Here is a 20,643-nt window from a genome sequence, read left to right as displayed (position 1 = left end):
AAAGTGTGTTATTGGACAATGAAATCTATTTAGCTGAGTTAGATAAGATTAATCACGCGAAAAACGAGTGGATTAAGATTGATAACCATTCCTTCTTGATTATTGGTGCGACTGGAATGATTGGTTCGTATATGATCGATGTTTTGATGAATCGAAATAAGAATTACAATTCTAATATTCATGTCTATGCGATGGGAAGAAGCATAGAACGTATGGAAAAACGCTTCTCCATGTATTTAAACAATACTTGTTTTCATATGGTTGAAGGTGACGTAACTCAGCCGATTAATCCTAACGAAGAAGTGGATTATATTTTTCACGGAGCTAGTAATACACATCCAAGAGCATATTCCTCAGATCCAATCGGTACTATTATGACCAACTTAATGGGAACACAGCAGGTATTGGATTTTGCAGTTAATACTAATCCAAAGCGAATAGCATTTCTTTCAACCGTTGAAATCTATGGTGAAAATAGGGGAGACGTTGAGAAATTTACAGAAGATTACTGTGGCTACATTGATTGCAATACTTTAAGAGCTGGTTATCCGGAGGGGAAACGAGCCAGTGAAAGTCTGTGCCAAGCATACATTGCTAAGTATGATTTAGATATTGTTATCCCTCGTATTTGTCGTACCTTTGGACCTACTATGTTGCTAAATGATTCAAAGGCTTCATCTCAATTTATTTTGAATGCTGTGAATAATGAGGATATCGTTTTAAAAAGTGAAGGAAATCAATACTTCTCTTATGCATATGTTGGAGATGTGGTATATGCATTACTTTACTTACTCGCAAACGGAAAAAATGGGGATGCGTACAATATCGCTGTTCCAGAATTTGATTTGCATTTAAAAGATTTAGCCAAAGGATTAGCTAATCTCAACAAGAAGGAAGTAATTTTTGATTTACCTGATGAAGAGGAAAGTAAAGGATTTTCGACGGCTAGTCAGGCAGTTTTGGATTCGGTAAAAATTGAATCCATAGGCTGGAAACCACTATTCGACTTGAATGAAGCATTAAAAAATACAGTAGAGTTAATCAGAAATGAGCGAGTTTAATGTGTGAGATTAGTATTATTGTTCCAGTCTATAATGTAGAACAATATTTAGAGAAATGTGTTGATTCCATCCTGAATCAAACTTTTAAAGATTTTGAATTGATTTTAGTTGATGACGGATCTCCTGATAACTCGGGAGCAATTTGTGATCAATATGCTGAGAAGGACTCTCGTGTTAGAGTAATCCATAAAGAGAATGGTGGACTGAGTGACGCGAGAAATGCCGGAATTGAAGCAGCTAGAGGAAAATATTTAGGTTTTATTGATAGTGATGACTATATCGCAGAAGATATGTATGAACTTCTTTATAAAAATATTATTAGGGAAAATGCAGATTTGTCAATTTGTGGAATCTATGATGTTTATAAAGAAAATGCACCAAAAATTTTACCTGAGTTCAGGAAGGTTTGTACTAAGGGTGAAATGATAAAAATGATTTTAGAAGCTAAGTTGGTTTCTGTTCATGCAGTAAATAAATTATACAAACGGGATATTTTTAAAACGATTAGGTATCCAGTTGGAATCATTACAGAAGATGCAGCAATAATTTTTCAAGTATTAGATCGTTGCAAAAAAATAATAGTTGATACTAATCAAAAATATTTTTATTTTCATAGAGATGAAAGTATATCTAGTAAAAAATTTTCTATCAGTGATTTAGATACTATCGAAGTTTGGAAGATTAATGAAGAATGGATATCAAAAAATTATCCTTTATTTAAAAACGAAGTACATACTCGTGTATGTTGGGCAAATTTTATTGTTCTTGATAAATTGGTACTTTCAGATAAAACGGAAGAAGCCAAAAATATTTCAAAAAGTATTCGAAAGTTTTTACTCAATAATTTTTCATTTATTATGAGTAATGACCGATTAACAAAGGGGAGAAAGATATCATTAATATTTTTATTGTTTGGAACAACAATGTACAAACTTCCTGTAAAGTATCAGTATAATTTACTGAAGATCAAGAATTAAAAAAGAAAGTGGATAATAATTTTTTATGAAAAAGAGCAGATTAGAATATTCAATCCTTAATTCATCTATATCGATGTTCATTTATATATTAAGACTATTAATACAATTTGCGGCTAGAAGTTTTTTTATTCATTATCTAGGTGCTGAGTATCTGGGACTTAATGGACTATTTAGTAATATCTTGAGTTTCCTTTCTTTAGCCGAATTAGGTATAGGCACTTCGATTGTCTTTTCTTTATACAAACCATTGGCAGAAAATGATGAGAAGCATATAGTATCACTCATGAGGCTGTATAAAAAAGCCTATGAGATGATAGGGATAGCAATAGGTATTATCGGACTAATTATTATCCCACTTCTCCCGTTCATAATAAAGGATAGCAATAATATAGAAATGACAAACGTTTATCTTTATTATATTCTATTTTTGATGAATTCTGTTGTGAGTTACTTTTTTACATATAAACGTTCTTTAATTATTGCGGATCAAAAAAACTATTTGGTGGCATTGAACGATTTTGTTTTTCTATTTGTACTAAATGTTATCCAAATCATCTGTTTATACTTGTTTAAGAATTTCACTATTTTCTTGGTCACTCAGATTGTATTCACACTGATCGGAAATATCAGTATTTCAATTATTACAGATAGAAAATACCCATTTTTAAAAAAGGTTTCCCCAGATAAAATCGAACCTGAATTAAAGCAAGAGATAAAGAAGAATGTTATAGGAAATATGTCCTCAAAACTTGGTGGGGTTATTGTGATGGGGACTGATAATATTCTAATTTCGGGTTTTGTAGGTTTAACGGCGGTTGGGATATACTCTAATTATTCATTAATAATAGTCAGTATACAGAACTTATGTAAACAGATTACAAATTCAATTACTGCAAGTTTAGGCAATTTTGCTATCTCGGGTGAGCGGGAGCGAGCGTTTGATCTATTCAAACGCCACCTGTTTGTCAATCATTCCCTGATATATTTTTCATCAATTATTTTACTTATCGTAATTAACCCATTTATTAGTATTTGGATAGGTTCAGAGTATGTGTTATCTGATGTAACTATTTTTTTGATAATTTTCAATTATGTAATACAAGTATACAGAAATACAAATTTCATTTTTATAGAGTCTTTTGGTCTATACTGGGAGCAAAGATACAAACCAGTAATTGAGGCTATGATGAATCTAGTTTTATCGCTAATTTTTTTAATGGGTTTTGATTTAGGTATTAATGGAGTGCTGTTAGGGACGATTTTTTCATCTTTAGGATTTGTTGTGTGGTACGAAGGGTTCGTAATATTCAAGAATGCTTTGAATCGGCCCTTCAAATCATTTGTCGTGTTATTTGTAAGGTATATTTTAGAGCTTTTGTGTAGTGGACTAATCGTTAAGAAGATAATGATGATATTTTTTAGCAGAAACAATGGTGTTTTGTTTCTTATTTTTGAAGTTTTTATAACTGGACTGATATCCCTAATCATATATATTTTTTTGTATAGAAAACGAACAGAGTTCCAATTTGTATTATCGGTAGGAAAAAAAATCTTAAAAAGGTAGTGGTTTTTTGAATATAGGAATTGTCAGCCCCTCGTTTGGTCAGGGGGGGGCTAATATGGTTGCATCAATTGTGGGAAAAGAACTCTCAAAAACAAATACTGTTTATTTTTTGCCTTTTTTAGAGGACGATAATTTTTTGAGCTTGGATCAAAAAAAAATGATACCGATTAATGCTAATCGTTCTATTTTTGAAAAAATGTGGATTAAATCAAGAAAGACTATAGAGTTTCTGTTTAATGATAAATCTTTTACACCAAGCAAATATACCAAAAAGGAGTTGAAAAGCCTAATATCAATAATAAAAGAAAAAGAAATTGATATTTTAATTTTAAACTCATATATTTCTGTCGCATTTTTCTCTACGTCGATAAAAAAAATATTTCCCAATATCAAGATCATTTCATGGATGCATGAGGATACGGATTATTGCTTTAATGATATTACTAAAAATTATCATCTTGCTTTTATAGCTGCTATCAAATCATCTGATTCTATCGTATGTCTCTCGCAAAAAGCTTATGAGGTATACAAACAAATTAATCCGAATTCATTTATAATATATAATCCCATGGTATTAAATTCTGATAGAAAAGCAAATTTAAAGGAAAATGTAATTTCGTTTACTTCTCGTCTAGATATAAAAATAAAGGGATTGGATTTTTTGGTAGATGTAGCTAAAGGAATATCTGATGGTTGGACTATTAGGGTTGCGGGGCAGGGAACACCTGAAGAAGAAGAAGAATTTTTTAGACTAATAAATAAAAATGGGGTTTCAACTAAGATAGAATATGTAGGACCTTTATCAGGTGATGAATTGAAAGCACACTACTTGTCCAGCTCCATATTCTTATCTACTTCTAGAACTGAAGCGTTACCTTTAGTCATTATAGAGGCTTTATCATATGGCCTTCCAGTAGTTAGTTTTGATCACTCTGGTGCAATTGAGTTATTAAATCAAGGTGAAAATGGGATACTAGTAAGTGATTTCGATACAGATGAGATGGCTGATAAAGTAAATTCTTTGATTGAAAATTTTGATCTCAGAGAGTCATATCAAAAAAAAGCTTTGAAAAAGGCCAAATCGTTTGAAATGTCTAACATCTTAGAAAAGTGGAATATTGTATTAAATAGTTAGAAAGAAGTGTTATTTGTGAGAAAACTCAATTTAAGTATGATAAAACAGTTTTATTTTTTTACATTGTTGGCAGGTCTTCTATTACGTTCTATAAATATTTATAGTCTTATGCCTTCTAAATATGACGGTATGTTTTTTACCTTTCTGGCTCTGTGGGGTGGTATTTTATTAGGAATTGATTTTTTTAGTAATTTAAAGAAAAAAAGGTTCCCTTACGATAAATTATTAATTTTATTTTCGACAGTTATTTTGCTTTCAAGTATATTTAATAGACAATATGGGATTATTCCAAATATAAAACTACTTATTTGGAGCTGCATTTACTATTTCTTAGCTTATGAGTTTGCAAAGGAACACTTTAAAGATAATCGTTTTTTTAAAAGTATTGATTTTACTTTAATTATTACATGGTTTGTTCTTACATTTTCATCATTAGTTATGTTCTTTCTGAATTTTGGATTTGAAAAATTTTATTCTCCAAGAGACAGGATTCGAGTAGGCTTCTTAGAGTCTAGATTATTTGGTTTATATGGAGATCCAAACTATGCTGCAACGGGTGCAGTGATAGTTATCATATTGTCGCTATATTATATTTTTAAAATAAAAAGGACCAGTCTTAGAGTCTTTTTGATTGCTAACATTTTCATTCAATTCATCTACATCGTATTAAGCGGATCTAGAACTGGTGAGGTAGTTGGTTATATTTTATTTTCACTTTCAGTATTTATATTTGTATTAGATAACAAAAGATTTGAGAATAATAAAATTGTTGGCGTCTTCTTGGGGATTGCAGTTGCTATAGCTGGTATTTTTTCATTGCACATATTAATAGATTTTACTAAAGATTTATTTAATAATATTCTAAACATACTGAGTCTTCATGAGATGAATGGAAAAATTATTTCTAATTCTCAATCAAATACAAGTTTAGTAAGAAAAGATGTTGCTGAAAGTGATGATGTTTCCAATTTAAGATTTTCTATTTGGAAAAGTGCTTTAGATATTTTCAAATCTAGTTGGCTAGTAGGAACGTCCCCTAAAAATATGATCCCTTATGCTAGGGAACATTTGCCATCAACGTTTATCGCACAGAATGGGTTTATTGTTCATAATTCGTATCTTAATGTACTTGCCTCTACTGGTATTTTAGGAGGACTCACTTTTTTTAGCTTTTGTATTAGGAGCTTTTTTGAAGTTGTTAAGAGTATAAATTGGAAAGAAGCTATGAGTAGTAGTTACAAATATATCTATTTTCTAGTCGTTTTTGCTTATGCGTTATTTGGATGTATTAATAGTGAATTTGTTTTGGAGCATACAATAGGTAGTCTTATTTTCTGGTTGTTTCTTGGAAGACTGATTGGAAGTTATAAAAATATACCTAAAATTAAATAGTATTTTTTTGACAAATATGAGCACGTAAATTTTTTAGGAGGATTAATATGAACTATCTCATTACAGGAGGCGCAGGTTTTATAGGGTCTACGCTAGCAAATCACTTATCTAAGGAAAATTCAGTAATCGTAGTGGATGATTTGTCTATGGGAAAAGAAGAGAATTTAGATAGCAATTCAAATCTCAAATTTATCAATGGTTCAGTTACAGACGAATCATTAATGGAAGAAGTTCTTTCAAATAATACGTTTGACTACATTTTCCATTTAGCAGCAATTGCTAGTGTGGCTGATTCGGTTGAGCGTCCCGTGGAGACGCATCAAATCAATTTTGAAAGTGTTCTGATGCTGTTAGAGTTAATCAGAAAATACCAAAAGGATTTGAAGCGGTTAGTCTTCAGTTCCTCAGCTGCAGTGTATGGTGACGAGGCCACGTTACCCAAGAAAGAAGAATCAGTCATTCGCCCATTGACTCCGTATGCAGTTGACAAATTTGCTGCTGAGCAATACGTGTTGGATTATAATCACCTATATGGTGTAAATACAAGCGCGGTACGCTTCTTTAATGTCTACGGGCCAAATCAGAATCCAGAATCTCCATATAGTGGAGTCATTTCAATTCTGGTTGACCGCTATAAAAAGATACAGAACGAAGAGAATGCATCGTTTATGTTATTTGGTGATGGCTCGCAATCTCGTGATTTTGTTTTCATTGAGGATGTCATTCAGGCATTGTTACTCGTTGCAAGTAAAGAGGAAGCTCTGGGTAAACAATTTAATGTTGGAACCGGTAGTGCGATTACTTTAAACGAGTTGATTGAAGTTATTGATGAGGCATTAGGCGTAAGGTTAAGTGTTAAGAACGAATCTGAGAGAGAAGGCGACATTAAAGATTCAGTTGCTGATATTTCTAGGTTGAAGGGATTAGGCTATAAACCTAACTTTAGTGTTCAAGAAGGCATGAAGAAATATTTGGAATCTGAAAACTTGATTTAATGTGGGAGGTTAACTTGAATTAGTCCATAATTTCAGGTTAATGTCCTTTTTTTATGGATACGTCAATTTCGTTTAATTACGTATAGAAATAATTAGGGAACTCTTGTATTCTAGTATTAGCGTATATTTTAAGGAGATTAGTGAAATGACAGACAGTATTGCAATATTGCTTCCTTGTTATAACGAAGCTATGACAATTAAAAAGGTAATTAATGATTTTCAAAAAGAACTACCAAGTGCAGATATCTATGTTTATGACAATAATTCAACGGATGACACGTATCAGATTGCTTTGAATGAGGGGGCAATCGTTCGAAAGGAACCAAGGCAAGGTAAAGGAAATGTAATTCGTCAAATGTTCTTTGACATTGATGCAGATTTCTATCTAATGGTAGATGGCGATGATACTTATCCAGCAGAAGCCTGCCACGAGTTATTAAAAGCTTTAAAAGAAAACCGTGCAGACATGGTAATTGGTGATAGATTATCTAATGGAACATACTTTAATGAAAATAAGAGAGCTTTCCATGACTTTGGAAATAACTTAGTTAAAAATTCAATTAATTGGCTTTATAAAGCTAATATCAAAGATGTGATGACTGGCTACAGAGGTTTTAATAGGTTATTTGTTAAAAGCTTCCCGGTCATGAGTAGCGGTTTTCAAATTGAAACTGAATTTACGATTCATTCTTTAGATAAGAGATTTAAATTAGTTGAAATACCTATTGATTACCGAGACCGGCCAGAAGGAAGTGAATCTAAACTAGATACTTTTTCTGATGGAATTAAAGTTTTGATGACAATCTTTAAAATGTGTAAAGACTATAAACCACTTTTGTTTTTTTCAATGTGGTTTGCTCTATTCTTTGTTTTGGGATTAATAGTTGGTTTACCAGTTGTAATAGAGTTTGTGAAAAGTGGATTTATCAACAAAATACCTTCCGCAATTTTAGCAACAGGTTTAATGACATTTTCTATGTTACTGTTGGTTACAGGATTAATTCTTGATACAGTTGTGACGGCTGATAAAAAAATGTATGAGTTAAACCTGTATAGTATATATAGTCGAGATAAATAATATTAAGAGCTAATTTTCTTAAGCAAGTTGCATTTGAAGTAAAGATGGGCATTATAATAATTATGATTAAAGTGAATTTAATCTGTATGAAGTCACTCTATGTAGAATTATCAGAAGCTTAAGGTGGCTCTTTTTAAATGTTGGGAAAGTGGGGAGAAATTTGTCAAAATATTTCAAAACGCGGGTTCAAAAAGGATGCATATTTTTTTGTATATCATTGGCATCTCTATCCATATATTATCAAACCGGAATAAAAACAAAATTATTTTTTTCAATAATTTTGAGTTTAATCTATCTTTTTTTGTCAAAAAAAACTCCTAATAAATCAGTGATGCTTTTGTCTTTTTTTGTTTCAATCTTTGTGTCTGTAAGTACTAATAGTCAAGGATTTAGTTCAACACTTGTCTTTATTGTTGGACTCGCTTTGACTGTTCTGATGTATACTATTTTATTTAGTAGTTTTATATTGTTTTGTGTTTCAATCAAACCAAAGCATGTTTCGTCAAGATTAGTTTATGTATTCTCAATAGTTAGTTTTTTAATTATTTTTGGATCATGGTTCTATTATTGGTTGTCTTTTTATCCGGGGCTGCTTACAAATGATTCTTATAATCAATGGGGGCAAGCAAATGGATATCAATTGTATTCTGAATGGCACCCATTGATTCATACATTTCTTATAAAATTTGCATCATTCTTTTATCATTCACCAGCATCATTCTTATTATTACAATTGATTTTTGGGGCTTTTTCAATAGTTTTTGTTTTAGGAAAATTATTGAAAAAGGGAGTTCCAATTATTTTATGTAGTCTAGTCAGTTTGCTATACGCGTTTTATCCTGTTAACGGAATCTTCATGGTAACCTTATGGAAAGATATACCGTATTCAATTTTATTGTTATTATTTTTTTATATGACGAGTGAGCTAGTGCTAAATGAAAAAGTATTCTTCAAAAAACCTGCAACTATTATTTCTTTTACCTTAATTTCATGTTTCACGGCCTTATTTAGAAAGAACGGCCTTATGGTAGTTATAATTACGCTACTTTTGTTGCTAGTCTTCTCTCGAAAAAAACAATTTCTTATCTCTGTACTAGTTACATTTATATCAATCTTTTCATTCAATTTTTTTACAAATACTATTTTACATGCGGAAAAGTCTCCTGTTTACGAGGCACTATCAATTCCGTTACAGCAAATCTCTGCTACTTATAAAAAAAATGGAAAGGTTCCATTAGAAGAGAAAGTTTATTTTAATGAAATATTGCCAACGGACCTTTGGAGCGAACGATACAATGATAAAACTGTTGACTACATAAAGTATGATTCGAGTTTTGATGGAGAAATGATTGAGGACCAACCTAAGATTTTTATTCTTCATTGGTTCAAATTATTAAAATTGAATCCTAAAATCTTTATTGTTTCTTTCTTTAATCAAACGGCTAGTATTTGGAGATTCACTACACCGACTGAATATAAAATCAATATTCATGGTCTGGAAATAACTGGAAACCGTGAAAATTACTATCGTGAATCTAAAATAAACCCATCTGAAGTGGAAAAAGAAATAAAATTAGAATATCAAAAATATAAAGGAAAAGCCAAAGCAATCAGTGTTGTTCCAGTAAAATATGAGATATTTAAAAAGAGAATTTTGAATGCTTATATCCCTCTTAACAATGACTCTAAGTCAATTCGAGGGCAACAATTTATTGAAAAAGTTTATCATGTTATGGATAATAATCAACAACAGTTTTTAATTAGAGGAGCTGTTGCAGTATTAATTTTACTTTTAGCAACAGCTGTTAGTATAGTTAAGTTCGGTCTAATAAGATCGTTTCTTATCTTAGTTATCCCCTACCTTAACTTGTTTTCATTGATTATTTCAGCTCCAGCAACAGACTTTAGATATATTTACAGTCTTTTTTTCTCAATGATCCCTATTTTTTTGACAGTCATATTCCAAAAAACTAGCTTGAATGAAGATGATTGAATTTTATGAAGTATAATCATAGTAATGAGATAAATCGTAGTAAGTCATTTTTTATTCATTATCAATATCTGATAGTGGATCAATTTCATGTCTATCTCGGTTCGACATACTTGTAAAAGAAAAAAATATAATTTCCTTAACTAAATAAATTTTACATTTCCCTCCTCTTTCATTTCATGTATAATGATTTAAGTTATGACATGAAGTAAGGAGGAGTTGTTTTTGTCTGAGGATCAAAACCAACACTCAGAAGAAGGATCGTTTAAAGAGCAGATCATGCGGGCTTTAGAAGAGGGTCGAAAGAATCGTGAAGTAGAGTCTACGAAAAAGCCTACTAAAGGTTCTAGCACCTCTGAAGCAAAAAAGGACACTGACGATGATGTCGACTTAGCTTCGTCTTATGAGCGTTTATTTGGCAATAGGCAAAGTAAGAAAGACACTACTGCCTCTGAGCAGAAGTCTAAACCAATTGAAAAAGAAGTTAAAAAAGAGGAACCTCCGAAAGAGAAAGAGCTTTCGATAGATAAGAGTTCCAATAGTGAGCCTAAATCAAAAGCTGAGATAAAGAAAAAGGTAGAAAAAACTGCAGCTGAAGATAAGAAAACTATTAATAAGAAAGAGCAAAAGACAGAACCTTCAAAGGCTGAAACTAAGCAGCCAACTGTTCGTCATTCAGGTACTAAAAAAACAACTAAAGCTGTTCCTTCTGTAGAGGAATCAAAGGCTAAAGATGTTAATGAGCCTAAAAGTGATGGACAAGTTGAGGAAGAAGCATCAATTTTTCATCGTTTAGGAGAGAAATTTGAGGAACTTCGTCATATGGATGAGGAGTTTGAAGGGGATTTAAGTGAGGAGAGCAACTTGAAACGAGCAGAACGTCGCAAAGAGGATCGAGTCGTCCGTAAAATTGTTTATATATTGACGATCGGTATTTTGATTGTCGCTGGAGTCTTGGCAATCTCAGGCTATAATTATGTAAGTGCTGGGTTGAAGCCGTTAGATAAGAATGATAAAAAATTAGTTCAGGTGGAAGTGCCAAGTGGTTCGTCTAATCGTCAAATTGGGGATATTTTACAAGATGGCGATGTCATTCGTGATGGAATGGTCTTTAATTTCTACACCAAATTTAAAAATTTAACGAATTTTCAGGCAGGCTATTATCAGTTTTCTCCTAATATGACATTGGATCAAATTAGTAAGGAATTGCAACAGGGCGGGAGTGCCGAACCATTAGATGATGCTTCGAAACTAACGGTTCCTGAAGGCTATGATGTTGATAAAATTGCCGGTTTGGTCGCTAAGAAGACGGACTTCAAGAAGGAAGATTTCATCAAAGTAATGAAGGATGAAAAATTCTTCGATCAATTGAAAGCACAATATCCTGATCTATTGGGAGATGCTGCTAATGCCAAAGATGTACGTTATCGTTTAGAAGGCTATTTGTTCCCGGCAACCTATAATGTACACAAGAATAGAAGTCTGGAAGATCTTGTGACCCAAATGGTTGATACGACGAATCAAATATTAACCCCTTATTATAGTCAAATTAAAGAAAAAGGGTTAACGGTTCAAGAAGTGATGACTCTAGCATCGTTGGTAGAAAAAGAAGGGGTCACGCAATCCGACCGTAAGAAGATCGCACAAGTCTTCTTTAACCGAATTAAAGCGCAGATGCCTTTACAATCAGATATTTCGATTCTTTATGCGTTAGGTGAACATAAAGAGGTTGTAACAATCAAAGATACTGAAGTAGACTCACCTTATAATCTGTATACGAATGCGGGTTATGGGCCTGGACCGTTTGATAATCCGAGTCAGGAAGCAATTCTTGCAGTTCTTGATCCAACCGAGAATGATTATATCTATTTCGTCGCAGATATCTCAACTGGTAAAGTTTATTATGCGAAGACTTACGAAGAGCATATGGAATTGGTTGAAAAATATGTCAATAAAGAGAAATAAACAATTTACAATATAGTAATTACGTGGTAATCTTTTGTGGATTAAATCTATAAAGGATTACCTTTCGTAATTTTGTTGATTGAAGGAGAAGAAGAATGGTAGAAAAAACATTTCCAATGACTCTGGAAGGAAAAGAAAAACTAGAGCAGGAATTAGAAGAATTAAAAACAGTAAAACGTGGAGAAATTATTGAAAGAATTAAAATCGCTCGCAGCTTTGGCGATTTATCTGAAAACTCCGAATATGAATCTGCTAAGGATGAACAAGCGTTTGTTGAGGGACGTATCAACACTTTGGAAAATATGATCCGCTTCGCACAAATTATCGATAACGAGAATGTTGACTCGGATGAAATTTCAATCGGGAAAACCGTTACCTTTGTTGAATTGCCTGATGATGAAGAGGAAGAATACACTATCGTAGGGAAGGCGGAAGCAGATCCGCTAACTGGTAAAATCTCAAATGATTCACCAATCGCTCAAGCGTTGATTGGCAAAAGCGTTGGAGATGTTGTGACAATCGCGACTCCAGGTGGAAACATGGAAGTTAAGATCACGAATGTGAAACAAAACTAAGAATACGGTAAAGAGGCGCTGGTCGCCTCTTTTCTTTTTATTAGTGTTTGAGGGAATAGGCGATAACGAATCCGCTTCAGATTAGGAATCGTTTTGCGACTTTAGACCGATAGTATTTGATTCTTAAAAAAAGTAGAATAAGGTATAGATAAAAAAGTTGGGAGGAAAGACAAAATGAAAAGTCCATGGCGCTTTTTCATTGTAATTGAAGCCTTACTTGCAATTTTCTTATTATGGCAATTATCTTCAAATCCTGCGATGTTAATCATGCTGCTCTTTGGTGTATTAAATATATATTGGGCATTGCGAAAACATCGTCGTCGAAAATTTCAATTGATCTTAGGCTCAGTAATTCTAATCATTTGTTTAGTAAACAGTCCTGCGACTTGGTTGATGTTGATTTTTGCAGTAATATTCCTTGGCCTCAAGGGATTTGAAATTGCAGGGATTTCCATGCCAAATCATTCTTTGAAAAATAAAAAGAGTATTGTGATGGTTGAGACAACTGATCCAACTAGTCACAATGGTGAACGAAAAAAACAAAGCTGGATTGGAAATGATCGGATCGGCACACAAGTATTTGAGTGGGATGATATCAATGTGGCGATTTTAGCTGGAGATACAATTGTTGATTTAGGAAATACCTTATTACCGAAAGAAGATAGCATCGTGATCGTTCGTAAAGGATTTGGCCGGACACGGATTTTGGTTCCTTATGGTATCGGAATTCTTTTTGAGCATGCGACATTATATGGAAAAGTCGATTTTGATGAGGATACGCAAGTTTTACGTAATGAAACGTTCAAGATTTATAGTGAGGATTATGATGAAAGTCCTCGTAGATTGAAAATAGTGACCAATACATTGGTTGGAGATGTCGAGGTGATTCGTGTATGATGGGGAAATACTCTCGTTTACAAATTTCCCTCTACTCTGGACTCATCTCCTTTCTATTGATTCTAACGACACTCTTTTTATATATGTATGCGATTGGAAAACGGCAATTATTTGGTCAATTGTTTATTGCACGAATTTTCTATATTCCTTTATTCGTTCACATCATCGTGATTTCTCTAACTGTGAGCGCAGTCGTCTATTTTCTTGTGACTTTTTTGGAAAAACGGCAACTGGGAAAAATTGAAGGAAAATTGCAAAGTCTGGCTTCAGGCAACTATGATCAGCCCTATTTAGATGTGGCAATCTCGCAAAACAAAGAGATGCTTTTGGTGGATCATGATATCAAACGAATCAAAGAAAAACTAGTGAGTATGTCGCGAGAGCTGCAGCAACTGAGCAGTCAGCCTCAAATAGTAGATGGTACAACGAAGGAAAAGATTTTAGAGGAAGAACGGCATCGTTTAGCCAGAGAGCTGCACGATTCGGTCTCACAGCAGCTGTTTGCGGCGATGATGATGATGTCAGCCCTAAATGAGCAGTCGCAGTATTCAGAAGAGCTAGAGCCTTATAAAAAGCAATTAGCAATGGTGGCTGATATTATTAACGCTGCTCAATCAGAAATGCGTGCGTTGTTACTTCATCTACGCCCAATTAGCTTAGAAGGAAAAAGTTTGCGTCAAGGAATTGAGCAATTATTAAAAGAACTGCAAACGAAGATTCAAATTCAGTTAAAATGGGATGTACAAGATATTTGTGTTTCTGCCAGCATCGAGGATCAATTATTCCGAGTGGTCCAAGAGCTGCTTTCTAATACGTTGCGTCATGCAAAAGCAAATGAATTGGAAGTTTATTTAAAAATTGTAGGACAAAGTATTTTATTGCGCGTCATTGACGATGGCGTTGGTTTTGAGGAGAAAGACGAACATGCCGGCAGCTATGGATTACGGAATATTCGTGAACGTATAGCTGGTGTAGGTGGTTCAACAAAAATTATTAGTTTCAAAGGTCAAGGAACAAGTGTTGAGATCAAGGTACCTGTTGTAGAGGATGCCACTCCAACCAGTGAGAATTCTTTGACTATGAACGAGTAGACAAAAAAATCAGATTAACTTCTGAAAGGGTTAATCAATACATTATTAGGAATTAGGAGGCAGAGGATGATACGAGTGTTATTAGTTGATGATCATGAAATGGTTCGTTTGGGCGTTTCTTCTTATCTATCGATTCAAGCGGATGTAGAAGTCGTTGGAGAGGCCGAAAACGGCGAGGAAGGTTACGAGAAGGCCATGGATCTTCGACCAGATGTCATATTGATGGACTTGGTGATGGAAGTAATGGATGGGATCGAATCAACCAAGAAAATTTTAAAAGAATGGCCAGAAGCAAGAATCTTAATCGTAACCAGTTTTATTGATGATGAAAAAGTCTACCCAGCAATTGAAGCTGGTGCATCTGGTTATTTATTAAAAACATCGACAGCGCACGAGATCGCCAATGCCATCCGCAAAACGTATAATGGTGAACGGGTCTTGGAACCGGAAGTAACGACTAAAATGATGGAACAACTGTCCAATCGTAATCGTCACGTCCTTCATGAAGAATTGACGAATCGAGAACAAGAAATCTTGTTGCTGATTGCCCAAGGAATGAGCAATCAAGAAATTGCGGATGAACTATTCATTACACTGAAAACAGTAAAAACGCATGTTTCGAATATTTTAGCGAAACTAGAAGTAGAAGATCGTACACAAGCAGCAATCTATGCATTCAAACACGGGTTAATAAAATAGAGAGTCCATCTCTGTTTTATTAACCCGCTCTTTGTTATACTGAGAATTGTAAGTTTTAGGGTGTTAGTAGCAGGCAATGTAAATACAATATTAATACACGAGGAGATATCATGAAGCAAAGTTTTGTCATTATTGGTTTAGGAAGATTCGGCGGGAGTATTTGTCGGACATTAGTCGAATCTGGTCAAGAAGTTTTGGCGATTGACAGCAGTGAAGATCGAGTAAATGAGTATATGAATATTGCGACTCACGCGGTTGTAGCCAATGCACAAGATGAGATGACGTTACGGTCATTAGGAATCCGTAACTTTGACCATGTGATCGTTGCGATCGGTGAAGATATTCAAGCAAGTATTTTAGTGACGTTGATGGTCAAGGAAATGGGTGTGCCGAACATTTTAGCAAAAGCGCAAAACGAGTATCATGCTCGTGTTTTAGAAAAAATTGGCGCTGATCGTGTGGTCCATCCAGAACGTGATATGGGGCAGCGAATTGCTCATAATTTAGTCTCTAAAAATATTTTGGATTATTTAGAGCTTTCAGATGAATTTTCTTTAGCTGAGATTAACGTAACCAATCGAAAATTTTATGGCAAAACCTTGGATGAACTTGATTTTCGTCAGCGATTTGGCTTAAATGTAGTAGCTATTCGACGTGACCATCAAGATCCTATCGTTACGCCTCCAGCAGAAGAAGTCGTACTGAAAGACGATCATTTAGTAGTGATTGGTCGTGACGAAGACGTAGACTATTTAGATGAAAAAATGAATGGATAGGTGATTATCAAATGAAATTGACTATAACGCCAAAAGCTCAAGAGTGGTTCAAACGCGAACTCGAATTAGGTGAGGGTCAAGGAATAAAGTTTTATGGAAAAGTATATGGCAAGACTCAAGTTCACGATGGTTTTTCAGTTGGTATGTCGGTAGATAGTCCAGAGAGTCCATTGATAGAAGAAAATGTAAATGGTATGATATTCTTTGTGGAAGAAGTAGATGAATGGTTTTTCAAAGGATATGACCTAGTTGTTGATTACGATACTGAATTAGATGAACCTAAGTATGACTTTAACCAAATTTAGGAGTGACTTGAATGATATCAGTAATTGTCCCTTGCTTTAATGAAGAGGAAGCCATTCCTCTTTTTTTTGCAGAGATGGAAAAAGTAAAGAGAAAAGTCTCTCATGGCTTTGAATATATTTTTATCAATGATGGATCAAAGGATAGGACATTAGAAGTATTGCGGGAACTTGCACGCGACAATGATTTTGTCCGGTACATTTCATTTTCTAGAAATTTCGGTAAAGAAGCGGCACTTTATGCAGGCTTGCAAGCGGCTAAGGGAGAACTGGTTACTGTGATGGATGTTGATTTACAGGATCCACCAGAGTTGTTACCACGTATGGTTGAAATGATCGAATCTACAGATATTGAGTGTGTAGGCACTCGTAGAGCAGACCGAAAAGGCGAGCCGCCTATTAGAAGTTTCTTTGCTAAGAAATTTTATCAATTGATCAACCGTATAAGTGAAACTGAAATGGTTGACGGCGCAAGAGATTATCGATTGATGACCAGGCAAATGGTAGATGCAATCTTAGAATTAACTGAGCATAATCGTTTTTCAAAAGGGTTATTTAGCTGGGTTGGATTCAAAACTGAATATATTTCTTTTGAGAATCGGGAACGCGCTGCAGGAGAAACATCATGGTCCTTTTGGAAATTATTCAATTATTCAATTGATGGAATTGTTAACTTTTCAGATGCTCCGTTGAATATCGCTTCATTTGTTGGCGCCTTTTCTTGTATTGCTTCGGGAATTGCGATGCTGTTCATCATCGTTCGTGCGTTGATTTTTGGCGATCCAACATCTGGCTGGCCGTCATTAGTGACGATTATACTTTTTATTGGCGGTGTTCAACTATTGTGTATCGGTATTATTGGAAAGTATATTGGCAAGATTTTTATGGAGACGAAAAAAAGACCGGTTTATATTGTTAAAGAGACTGAAAAAAAGTTGGAGCAATAAGCTCCAACTTTTTTAGTACCCTCGCGTCAATTTCACTTGGTTAACAGATAGTTCTCTATCAGATAGATAACTCTTCAAGTTAGCTAAAAATATCTTCATAAATTTATTTTGAAAATCTACTGTCATACCAGAGATATGTGGTGTAATCAGAACATTATCAAAGGTCCACAATGGGTTGTTTTCCGGTAAGGGTTCTTCCTCAAAGACATCAAGAGCAGCGAAAGCGAATTGTTTTTCTTCAAGGGCAGAGATCAGTTCTTTAGTGTGCACGGTATCACCGCGGCCGACATTGATGAAAATGCCGGTCTTTTTCATTTTTCCGAAAATATCACTGTTGAAAATATGATAGGTTTCGTGAGTTCCTGGCAAAATTCCTACTACAATGTCCATTTCAGGGACGATTTTTGCCATATTTTTAATGGAATAGGTCTCGACGAATCCTTCGGCAGGATGTCCAGTCGTATTAATCCCGTACACGTTCACACCTAGACTACAAATCGATTTCGAAAGTTGTTGACCAATGTGTCCAGTACCAACAACGAGTAAATTTTTTCCTGATAGTTGATCATAATGGATTGATTCTTGTGCCCATACTTTTTGTTCTTGCTTTTTGACTGATTCATTTAATCCGCGGTAATAGCCAAGCAAGACTCCAATGATATGCTCGCTGATGGAAAGAACATGGATACCGCTGCCGTTTGATAATAAAACTTCTCGTTTAGAAAAATCATTTAAGGGCAGATAGTCTACGCCAGCTGAAATGGACTGGACCCATTTTAGCTGATCAGAAGATAGAAGCTGTTCACTGAATTTTTTTGGCCAACCGACTGAAATTTCGACAGAAGGAAGGTCATCCTCTGTTAATTCTGTTTTGATTTGATAATCAGGAGCGAGGGTTTGGATTTTTTCGATAAATTCATCGCGAAACTCTCTTTGCAAGAAAATAATTGGTTTTGTCATGGTGATCCCTCATTTCTTTTTTTACTGGAAATCTCGGCTCTATTCTAACAAAATTTATGAAAAAAAACTGCTTACAGAATCGTAAGCAGTTACTTAGTCGGCAATTCGATCTTCGGAAAATAATGAGTCACACGAAAGAAGATGAACATACTAATGAATGTGATCAAAATACTTGAATCGAAATTAGGCTGGAACAATAAAACAATCGTTGCTAAGATAGTTGGAATTGTCGCACAGAAAATAATCGTTTTGAAGCATTCAAAGAATGTAACCCGCCGCAATCTCAATTTTGCTACGATCATCCCCGCAATCCCTGCAAAGACGAGTGTAACAAATAGATTGATAAAGGAGGGATAAACACCGGCTAACAACATCACTAGCGGTGTCCAAACCGGTAGTTTTAAATCTTCTAAACCAGCTCTCAATTTGTCGCCCGTCATACCTTTTAACGGTGCTTGTTTGTAAGAAAATTTCAACACGTTATCGCCAAACATTGCTGAACTAACCCCGCCATAGTCTGGCAACACAACTATTGCCTGATCTTTCAATAGTCCAACGCTGAAATAATTTCCAACCAGATCCTTTTCGACATCTTGCTGGGTACGTTTACCTTCAGGATCGAAAGTTAAAATAATTGAATTGGTTTGATAGATGAACCCTTTTTCAGGTTTTGTTGTTTCAATCTCGCCGTTTTCAATTTTAAAATCGGGAATCTTTTCTACGATCTTCAAGCTGTCTGTTTTCATTTGATTCATTACTTGAAGGGCTTGATAAACACTCGGAATCGCCAGAAGCAGACTTAGACCGATTAAATAGACTATCGATTTCCAAAAGGGCGTATCTTTTGCTGATTTTAGATCCTCAAAGCGAAAAAGGGATCCTTTGATTAATTGACGAAAAGTCATGTGATCGCTCCAATCTTTTATACAAGAGCCATTGTAGCGAAATGAGCTTGAAATAACAAGGCGATCTGTAAAAATGTAAAAAGATTTCAAGAAAGAATTGACTATTTTTACGGGCTTCGCTATCTTACTTTAAGAAGAGTAGAATAAGAAAGCGAGTAATCATGAAAATCTATCAGCAGTTTAAAGGGTATTTGGAAGAAAAAAAACTTTGGGAAGTATTCATTTACTTATTTTTTGGTGGGCTAGCGACCGTTGTGAATATCGTGACCTTTGCGTTGGCCTATCAGGCCTTTCATTTGAATTGGCCGGTTTCTAACGCGATTTCTTGGATTTGTTCGGTACTATTTGCCTTTGTAACGAACAAACTTTGGGTTTTTCAATCGAAAACCGAGGGCTTTCAGGCGTTGGCTTGGGAGTTTGGTAAATTTATCTTTTATCGAATCCTTTCATTTGGGATGGACATGGCTTGTATGTTCCTATTTATCGATATGCTGCATACGGGAAACCTGATCGCGAAAATCATCACGCAAGTCGTCGTAGTTGTTGCGAATTATGCCTTCAGTAAGTTGTTTATTTTTAAAAAGGTCGAGATCATTGAAGACGAGAAAACGAATTCTTCTTCACAGTAGGCATATCTTTTGAAGAACGGTGCATTGTTTGATACAGTTGATTTGTAAGATATTTTAAGGAGGAAATGAACTATGGCTTATACTTTACCAGATCTACCTTATGGCTACGATGCGTTGGAGCCTTATATCGATGTTGAAACGATGCATTTGCATCATGACAAGCACCATAACACTTATGTAACCAATTTAAATGCTGCGATTGAAAAATATCCAGAATTAGCAGAACAATCAGTGGAAGAACTAGTAACGAACTTGAATGAAGTGCCAGAAGATATTCGTACGGCTGTTCGCAACAATGGCGGAGGTCATGCAAATCATAGTTTCTTCTGGAAAATCATGGCGCCAAATGCTGGTGGAAAACCAACAGGTGCGATCAAAGATGCAATTGATGAAGCATTCGGCAGCTTTGAAAAAATGAAAGAAGAATTCAAAACAGCTGCAACTGGCCGCTTCGGTTCTGGCTGGGCTTGGCTAGTCTTGAATAATGGTAAATTAGAAATTACTTCAACACCAAATCAAGATAATCCATTAACAGATGGTAAAACACCAATTATTGGTTTAGATGTTTGGGAACATGCGTATTACTTGAAATATAAAAATGTTCGTCCTGACTACATCGCTGCTTTCTGGGATGTTGTGAATTGGGATCAAGCAAACGAAAATTTGGCAGCAGCTAAATAATTGAATCGAATGAGTTATAATGGA

At 34.6% G+C, this 20,643-nt stretch carries 20 protein-coding genes; 18 read left to right on the top strand and 2 right to left on the bottom strand.

Annotated features, from left to right (window positions below):
• The first annotated feature begins 5 nt into the window (after positions 1-5).
• From PGP85_RS14045 to PGP85_RS13970, 16 genes are all read left to right on the top strand, one after another.
• Complete coding sequence (locus tag PGP85_RS14045; protein WP_408639899.1) at positions 6-1,061, top strand: NAD-dependent epimerase/dehydratase family protein; 1,056 nt, start codon at positions 6-8, stop codon at positions 1,059-1,061.
• The gene (locus PGP85_RS14040) at positions 1,061-2,038 is read left to right on the top strand and encodes a glycosyltransferase family 2 protein (RefSeq protein ID WP_270328109.1); all 978 of its coding nucleotides are present in this window, start codon (positions 1,061-1,063) and stop codon (positions 2,036-2,038) included. Before PGP85_RS14045 ends, PGP85_RS14040 begins: the two co-directional genes overlap by 1 nt.
• A gap of 25 nt (positions 2,039-2,063) precedes the next feature.
• Positions 2,064-3,602 (top strand): lipopolysaccharide biosynthesis protein, encoded by a 1,539-nt coding sequence (locus PGP85_RS14035; RefSeq protein ID WP_270328107.1) that lies wholly within the window; start codon positions 2,064-2,066, stop codon positions 3,600-3,602.
• Positions 3,603-3,657: 55 nt separating this feature from the next.
• On the top strand, positions 3,658-4,737 hold the full coding sequence (locus PGP85_RS14030; RefSeq protein ID WP_270328105.1) for a glycosyltransferase: 1,080 nt from the start codon (positions 3,658-3,660) through the stop codon (positions 4,735-4,737).
• Positions 4,738-4,752: 15 nt separating this feature from the next.
• Positions 4,753-6,129, top strand: a complete 1,377-nt coding sequence (locus tag PGP85_RS14025) for an O-antigen ligase family protein (RefSeq protein ID WP_270328102.1) — start codon at positions 4,753-4,755, stop codon at positions 6,127-6,129.
• Between the two features lie 47 nt (positions 6,130-6,176).
• The gene (locus tag PGP85_RS14020; protein ID WP_270328100.1) at positions 6,177-7,124 is read left to right on the top strand and encodes an NAD-dependent epimerase/dehydratase family protein; all 948 of its coding nucleotides are present in this window, start codon (positions 6,177-6,179) and stop codon (positions 7,122-7,124) included.
• Positions 7,125-7,269: 145 nt separating this feature from the next.
• Complete coding sequence (locus PGP85_RS14015; protein ID WP_270328099.1) at positions 7,270-8,202, top strand: glycosyltransferase family 2 protein; 933 nt, start codon at positions 7,270-7,272, stop codon at positions 8,200-8,202.
• A 160-nt stretch (positions 8,203-8,362) separates the two neighbouring features.
• Complete coding sequence (locus PGP85_RS14010; protein ID WP_270328097.1) at positions 8,363-10,195, top strand: DUF6020 family protein; 1,833 nt, start codon at positions 8,363-8,365, stop codon at positions 10,193-10,195.
• A gap of 819 nt (positions 10,196-11,014) precedes the next feature.
• On the top strand, positions 11,015-12,157 hold the full coding sequence (gene mltG / locus PGP85_RS14005; RefSeq protein WP_167545852.1) for an endolytic transglycosylase MltG: 1,143 nt from the start codon (positions 11,015-11,017) through the stop codon (positions 12,155-12,157).
• Between the two features lie 95 nt (positions 12,158-12,252).
• Complete coding sequence (gene greA, locus PGP85_RS14000; protein WP_010740431.1) at positions 12,253-12,732, top strand: transcription elongation factor GreA; 480 nt, start codon at positions 12,253-12,255, stop codon at positions 12,730-12,732.
• A gap of 174 nt (positions 12,733-12,906) precedes the next feature.
• On the top strand, positions 12,907-13,629 hold the full coding sequence (gene liaF, locus PGP85_RS13995; RefSeq protein ID WP_010740430.1) for a cell wall-active antibiotics response protein LiaF: 723 nt from the start codon (positions 12,907-12,909) through the stop codon (positions 13,627-13,629).
• Positions 13,626-14,720, top strand: a complete 1,095-nt coding sequence (locus PGP85_RS13990) for a sensor histidine kinase (protein WP_270328095.1) — start codon at positions 13,626-13,628, stop codon at positions 14,718-14,720. Before liaF ends, PGP85_RS13990 begins: the two co-directional genes overlap by 4 nt.
• 66 nt (positions 14,721-14,786) lie before the next feature.
• A complete protein-coding gene (locus PGP85_RS13985; protein WP_010740428.1) occupies positions 14,787-15,419 on the top strand; it encodes a response regulator transcription factor in 633 nt (210 codons plus the stop codon).
• Between the two features lie 110 nt (positions 15,420-15,529).
• Positions 15,530-16,195, top strand: a complete 666-nt coding sequence (locus tag PGP85_RS13980; RefSeq protein WP_090402091.1) for a potassium channel family protein — start codon at positions 15,530-15,532, stop codon at positions 16,193-16,195.
• Between the two features lie 11 nt (positions 16,196-16,206).
• Positions 16,207-16,500 (top strand): HesB/YadR/YfhF family protein, encoded by a 294-nt coding sequence (locus PGP85_RS13975; protein WP_270328093.1) that lies wholly within the window; start codon positions 16,207-16,209, stop codon positions 16,498-16,500.
• Between the two features lie 11 nt (positions 16,501-16,511).
• Positions 16,512-17,444: a glycosyltransferase family 2 protein gene (locus tag PGP85_RS13970; protein WP_270328091.1), complete on the top strand. Its 933-nt coding sequence runs from the start codon at positions 16,512-16,514 to the stop codon at positions 17,442-17,444.
• Between the two features lie 12 nt (positions 17,445-17,456).
• On the opposite strand, the gene PGP85_RS13965 is transcribed toward PGP85_RS13970, so the two are convergent.
• Complete coding sequence (locus tag PGP85_RS13965) at positions 17,457-18,404, bottom strand: phosphoglycerate dehydrogenase (RefSeq protein WP_270328089.1); 948 nt, start codon at positions 18,402-18,404, stop codon at positions 17,457-17,459.
• Between the two features lie 89 nt (positions 18,405-18,493).
• The gene (locus PGP85_RS13960) at positions 18,494-19,309 is read right to left on the bottom strand and encodes a DUF1189 domain-containing protein (protein WP_010740423.1); all 816 of its coding nucleotides are present in this window, start codon (positions 19,307-19,309) and stop codon (positions 18,494-18,496) included.
• Between the two features lie 161 nt (positions 19,310-19,470).
• On the opposite strand from PGP85_RS13960, the gene PGP85_RS13955 reads away from it, so the two are divergent.
• Together PGP85_RS13955 and PGP85_RS13950 are read left to right on the top strand one after the other, a co-directional pair.
• A complete protein-coding gene (locus PGP85_RS13955; RefSeq protein ID WP_010740422.1) occupies positions 19,471-19,938 on the top strand; it encodes a GtrA family protein in 468 nt (155 codons plus the stop codon).
• A 72-nt stretch (positions 19,939-20,010) separates the two neighbouring features.
• Positions 20,011-20,619, top strand: a complete 609-nt coding sequence (locus PGP85_RS13950) for a superoxide dismutase (RefSeq protein ID WP_010740421.1) — start codon at positions 20,011-20,013, stop codon at positions 20,617-20,619.
• Positions 20,620-20,643: the final 24 nt, after the last annotated feature.

The sequence above is a fragment of the Enterococcus malodoratus genome (assembly GCF_027659535.1).
Taxonomy (GTDB): Bacteria; Bacillota; Bacilli; order Lactobacillales; family Enterococcaceae; genus Enterococcus_A; species Enterococcus_A malodoratus.
Note: the sequence above shows the minus strand (reverse complement) of the source record. Positions and strands in the feature narration are given on the sequence as shown.

What these genes read in the sequence shown, in the direction of transcription:
- liaF (WP_010740430.1), top strand. Translation starts at nt 12,907, where the DNA reads ATGAAAAGTCCATGGCGCTTTTTCATTGTAATTGAAGCCTTACTTGCA.
- PGP85_RS13970 (WP_270328091.1), top strand. Translation starts at nt 16,512, where the DNA reads ATGATATCAGTAATTGTCCCTTGCTTTAATGAAGAGGAAGCCATTCCT.
- PGP85_RS13960 (WP_010740423.1), bottom strand. Translation starts at nt 19,309, where the DNA reads ATGACTTTTCGTCAATTAATCAAAGGATCCCTTTTTCGCTTTGAGGAT.
- PGP85_RS13980 (WP_090402091.1), top strand. Translation starts at nt 15,530, where the DNA reads ATGAAGCAAAGTTTTGTCATTATTGGTTTAGGAAGATTCGGCGGGAGT.
- PGP85_RS14015 (WP_270328099.1), top strand. Translation starts at nt 7,270, where the DNA reads ATGACAGACAGTATTGCAATATTGCTTCCTTGTTATAACGAAGCTATG.
- PGP85_RS14030 (WP_270328105.1), top strand. Translation starts at nt 3,658, where the DNA reads ATGGTTGCATCAATTGTGGGAAAAGAACTCTCAAAAACAAATACTGTT.
- PGP85_RS13950 (WP_010740421.1), top strand. Translation starts at nt 20,011, where the DNA reads ATGGCTTATACTTTACCAGATCTACCTTATGGCTACGATGCGTTGGAG.
- PGP85_RS13975 (WP_270328093.1), top strand. Translation starts at nt 16,207, where the DNA reads ATGAAATTGACTATAACGCCAAAAGCTCAAGAGTGGTTCAAACGCGAA.
- PGP85_RS14040 (WP_270328109.1), top strand. Translation starts at nt 1,061, where the DNA reads ATGTGTGAGATTAGTATTATTGTTCCAGTCTATAATGTAGAACAATAT.
- PGP85_RS13955 (WP_010740422.1), top strand. Translation starts at nt 19,471, where the DNA reads ATGAAAATCTATCAGCAGTTTAAAGGGTATTTGGAAGAAAAAAAACTT.
- PGP85_RS13965 (WP_270328089.1), bottom strand. Translation starts at nt 18,404, where the DNA reads ATGACAAAACCAATTATTTTCTTGCAAAGAGAGTTTCGCGATGAATTT.
- mltG (WP_167545852.1), top strand. Translation starts at nt 11,015, where the DNA reads ATGGATGAGGAGTTTGAAGGGGATTTAAGTGAGGAGAGCAACTTGAAA.
- greA (WP_010740431.1), top strand. Translation starts at nt 12,253, where the DNA reads ATGGTAGAAAAAACATTTCCAATGACTCTGGAAGGAAAAGAAAAACTA.
- PGP85_RS13990 (WP_270328095.1), top strand. Translation starts at nt 13,626, where the DNA reads ATGATGGGGAAATACTCTCGTTTACAAATTTCCCTCTACTCTGGACTC.
- PGP85_RS14020 (WP_270328100.1), top strand. Translation starts at nt 6,177, where the DNA reads ATGAACTATCTCATTACAGGAGGCGCAGGTTTTATAGGGTCTACGCTA.
- PGP85_RS13985 (WP_010740428.1), top strand. Translation starts at nt 14,787, where the DNA reads ATGATACGAGTGTTATTAGTTGATGATCATGAAATGGTTCGTTTGGGC.
- PGP85_RS14035 (WP_270328107.1), top strand. Translation starts at nt 2,064, where the DNA reads ATGAAAAAGAGCAGATTAGAATATTCAATCCTTAATTCATCTATATCG.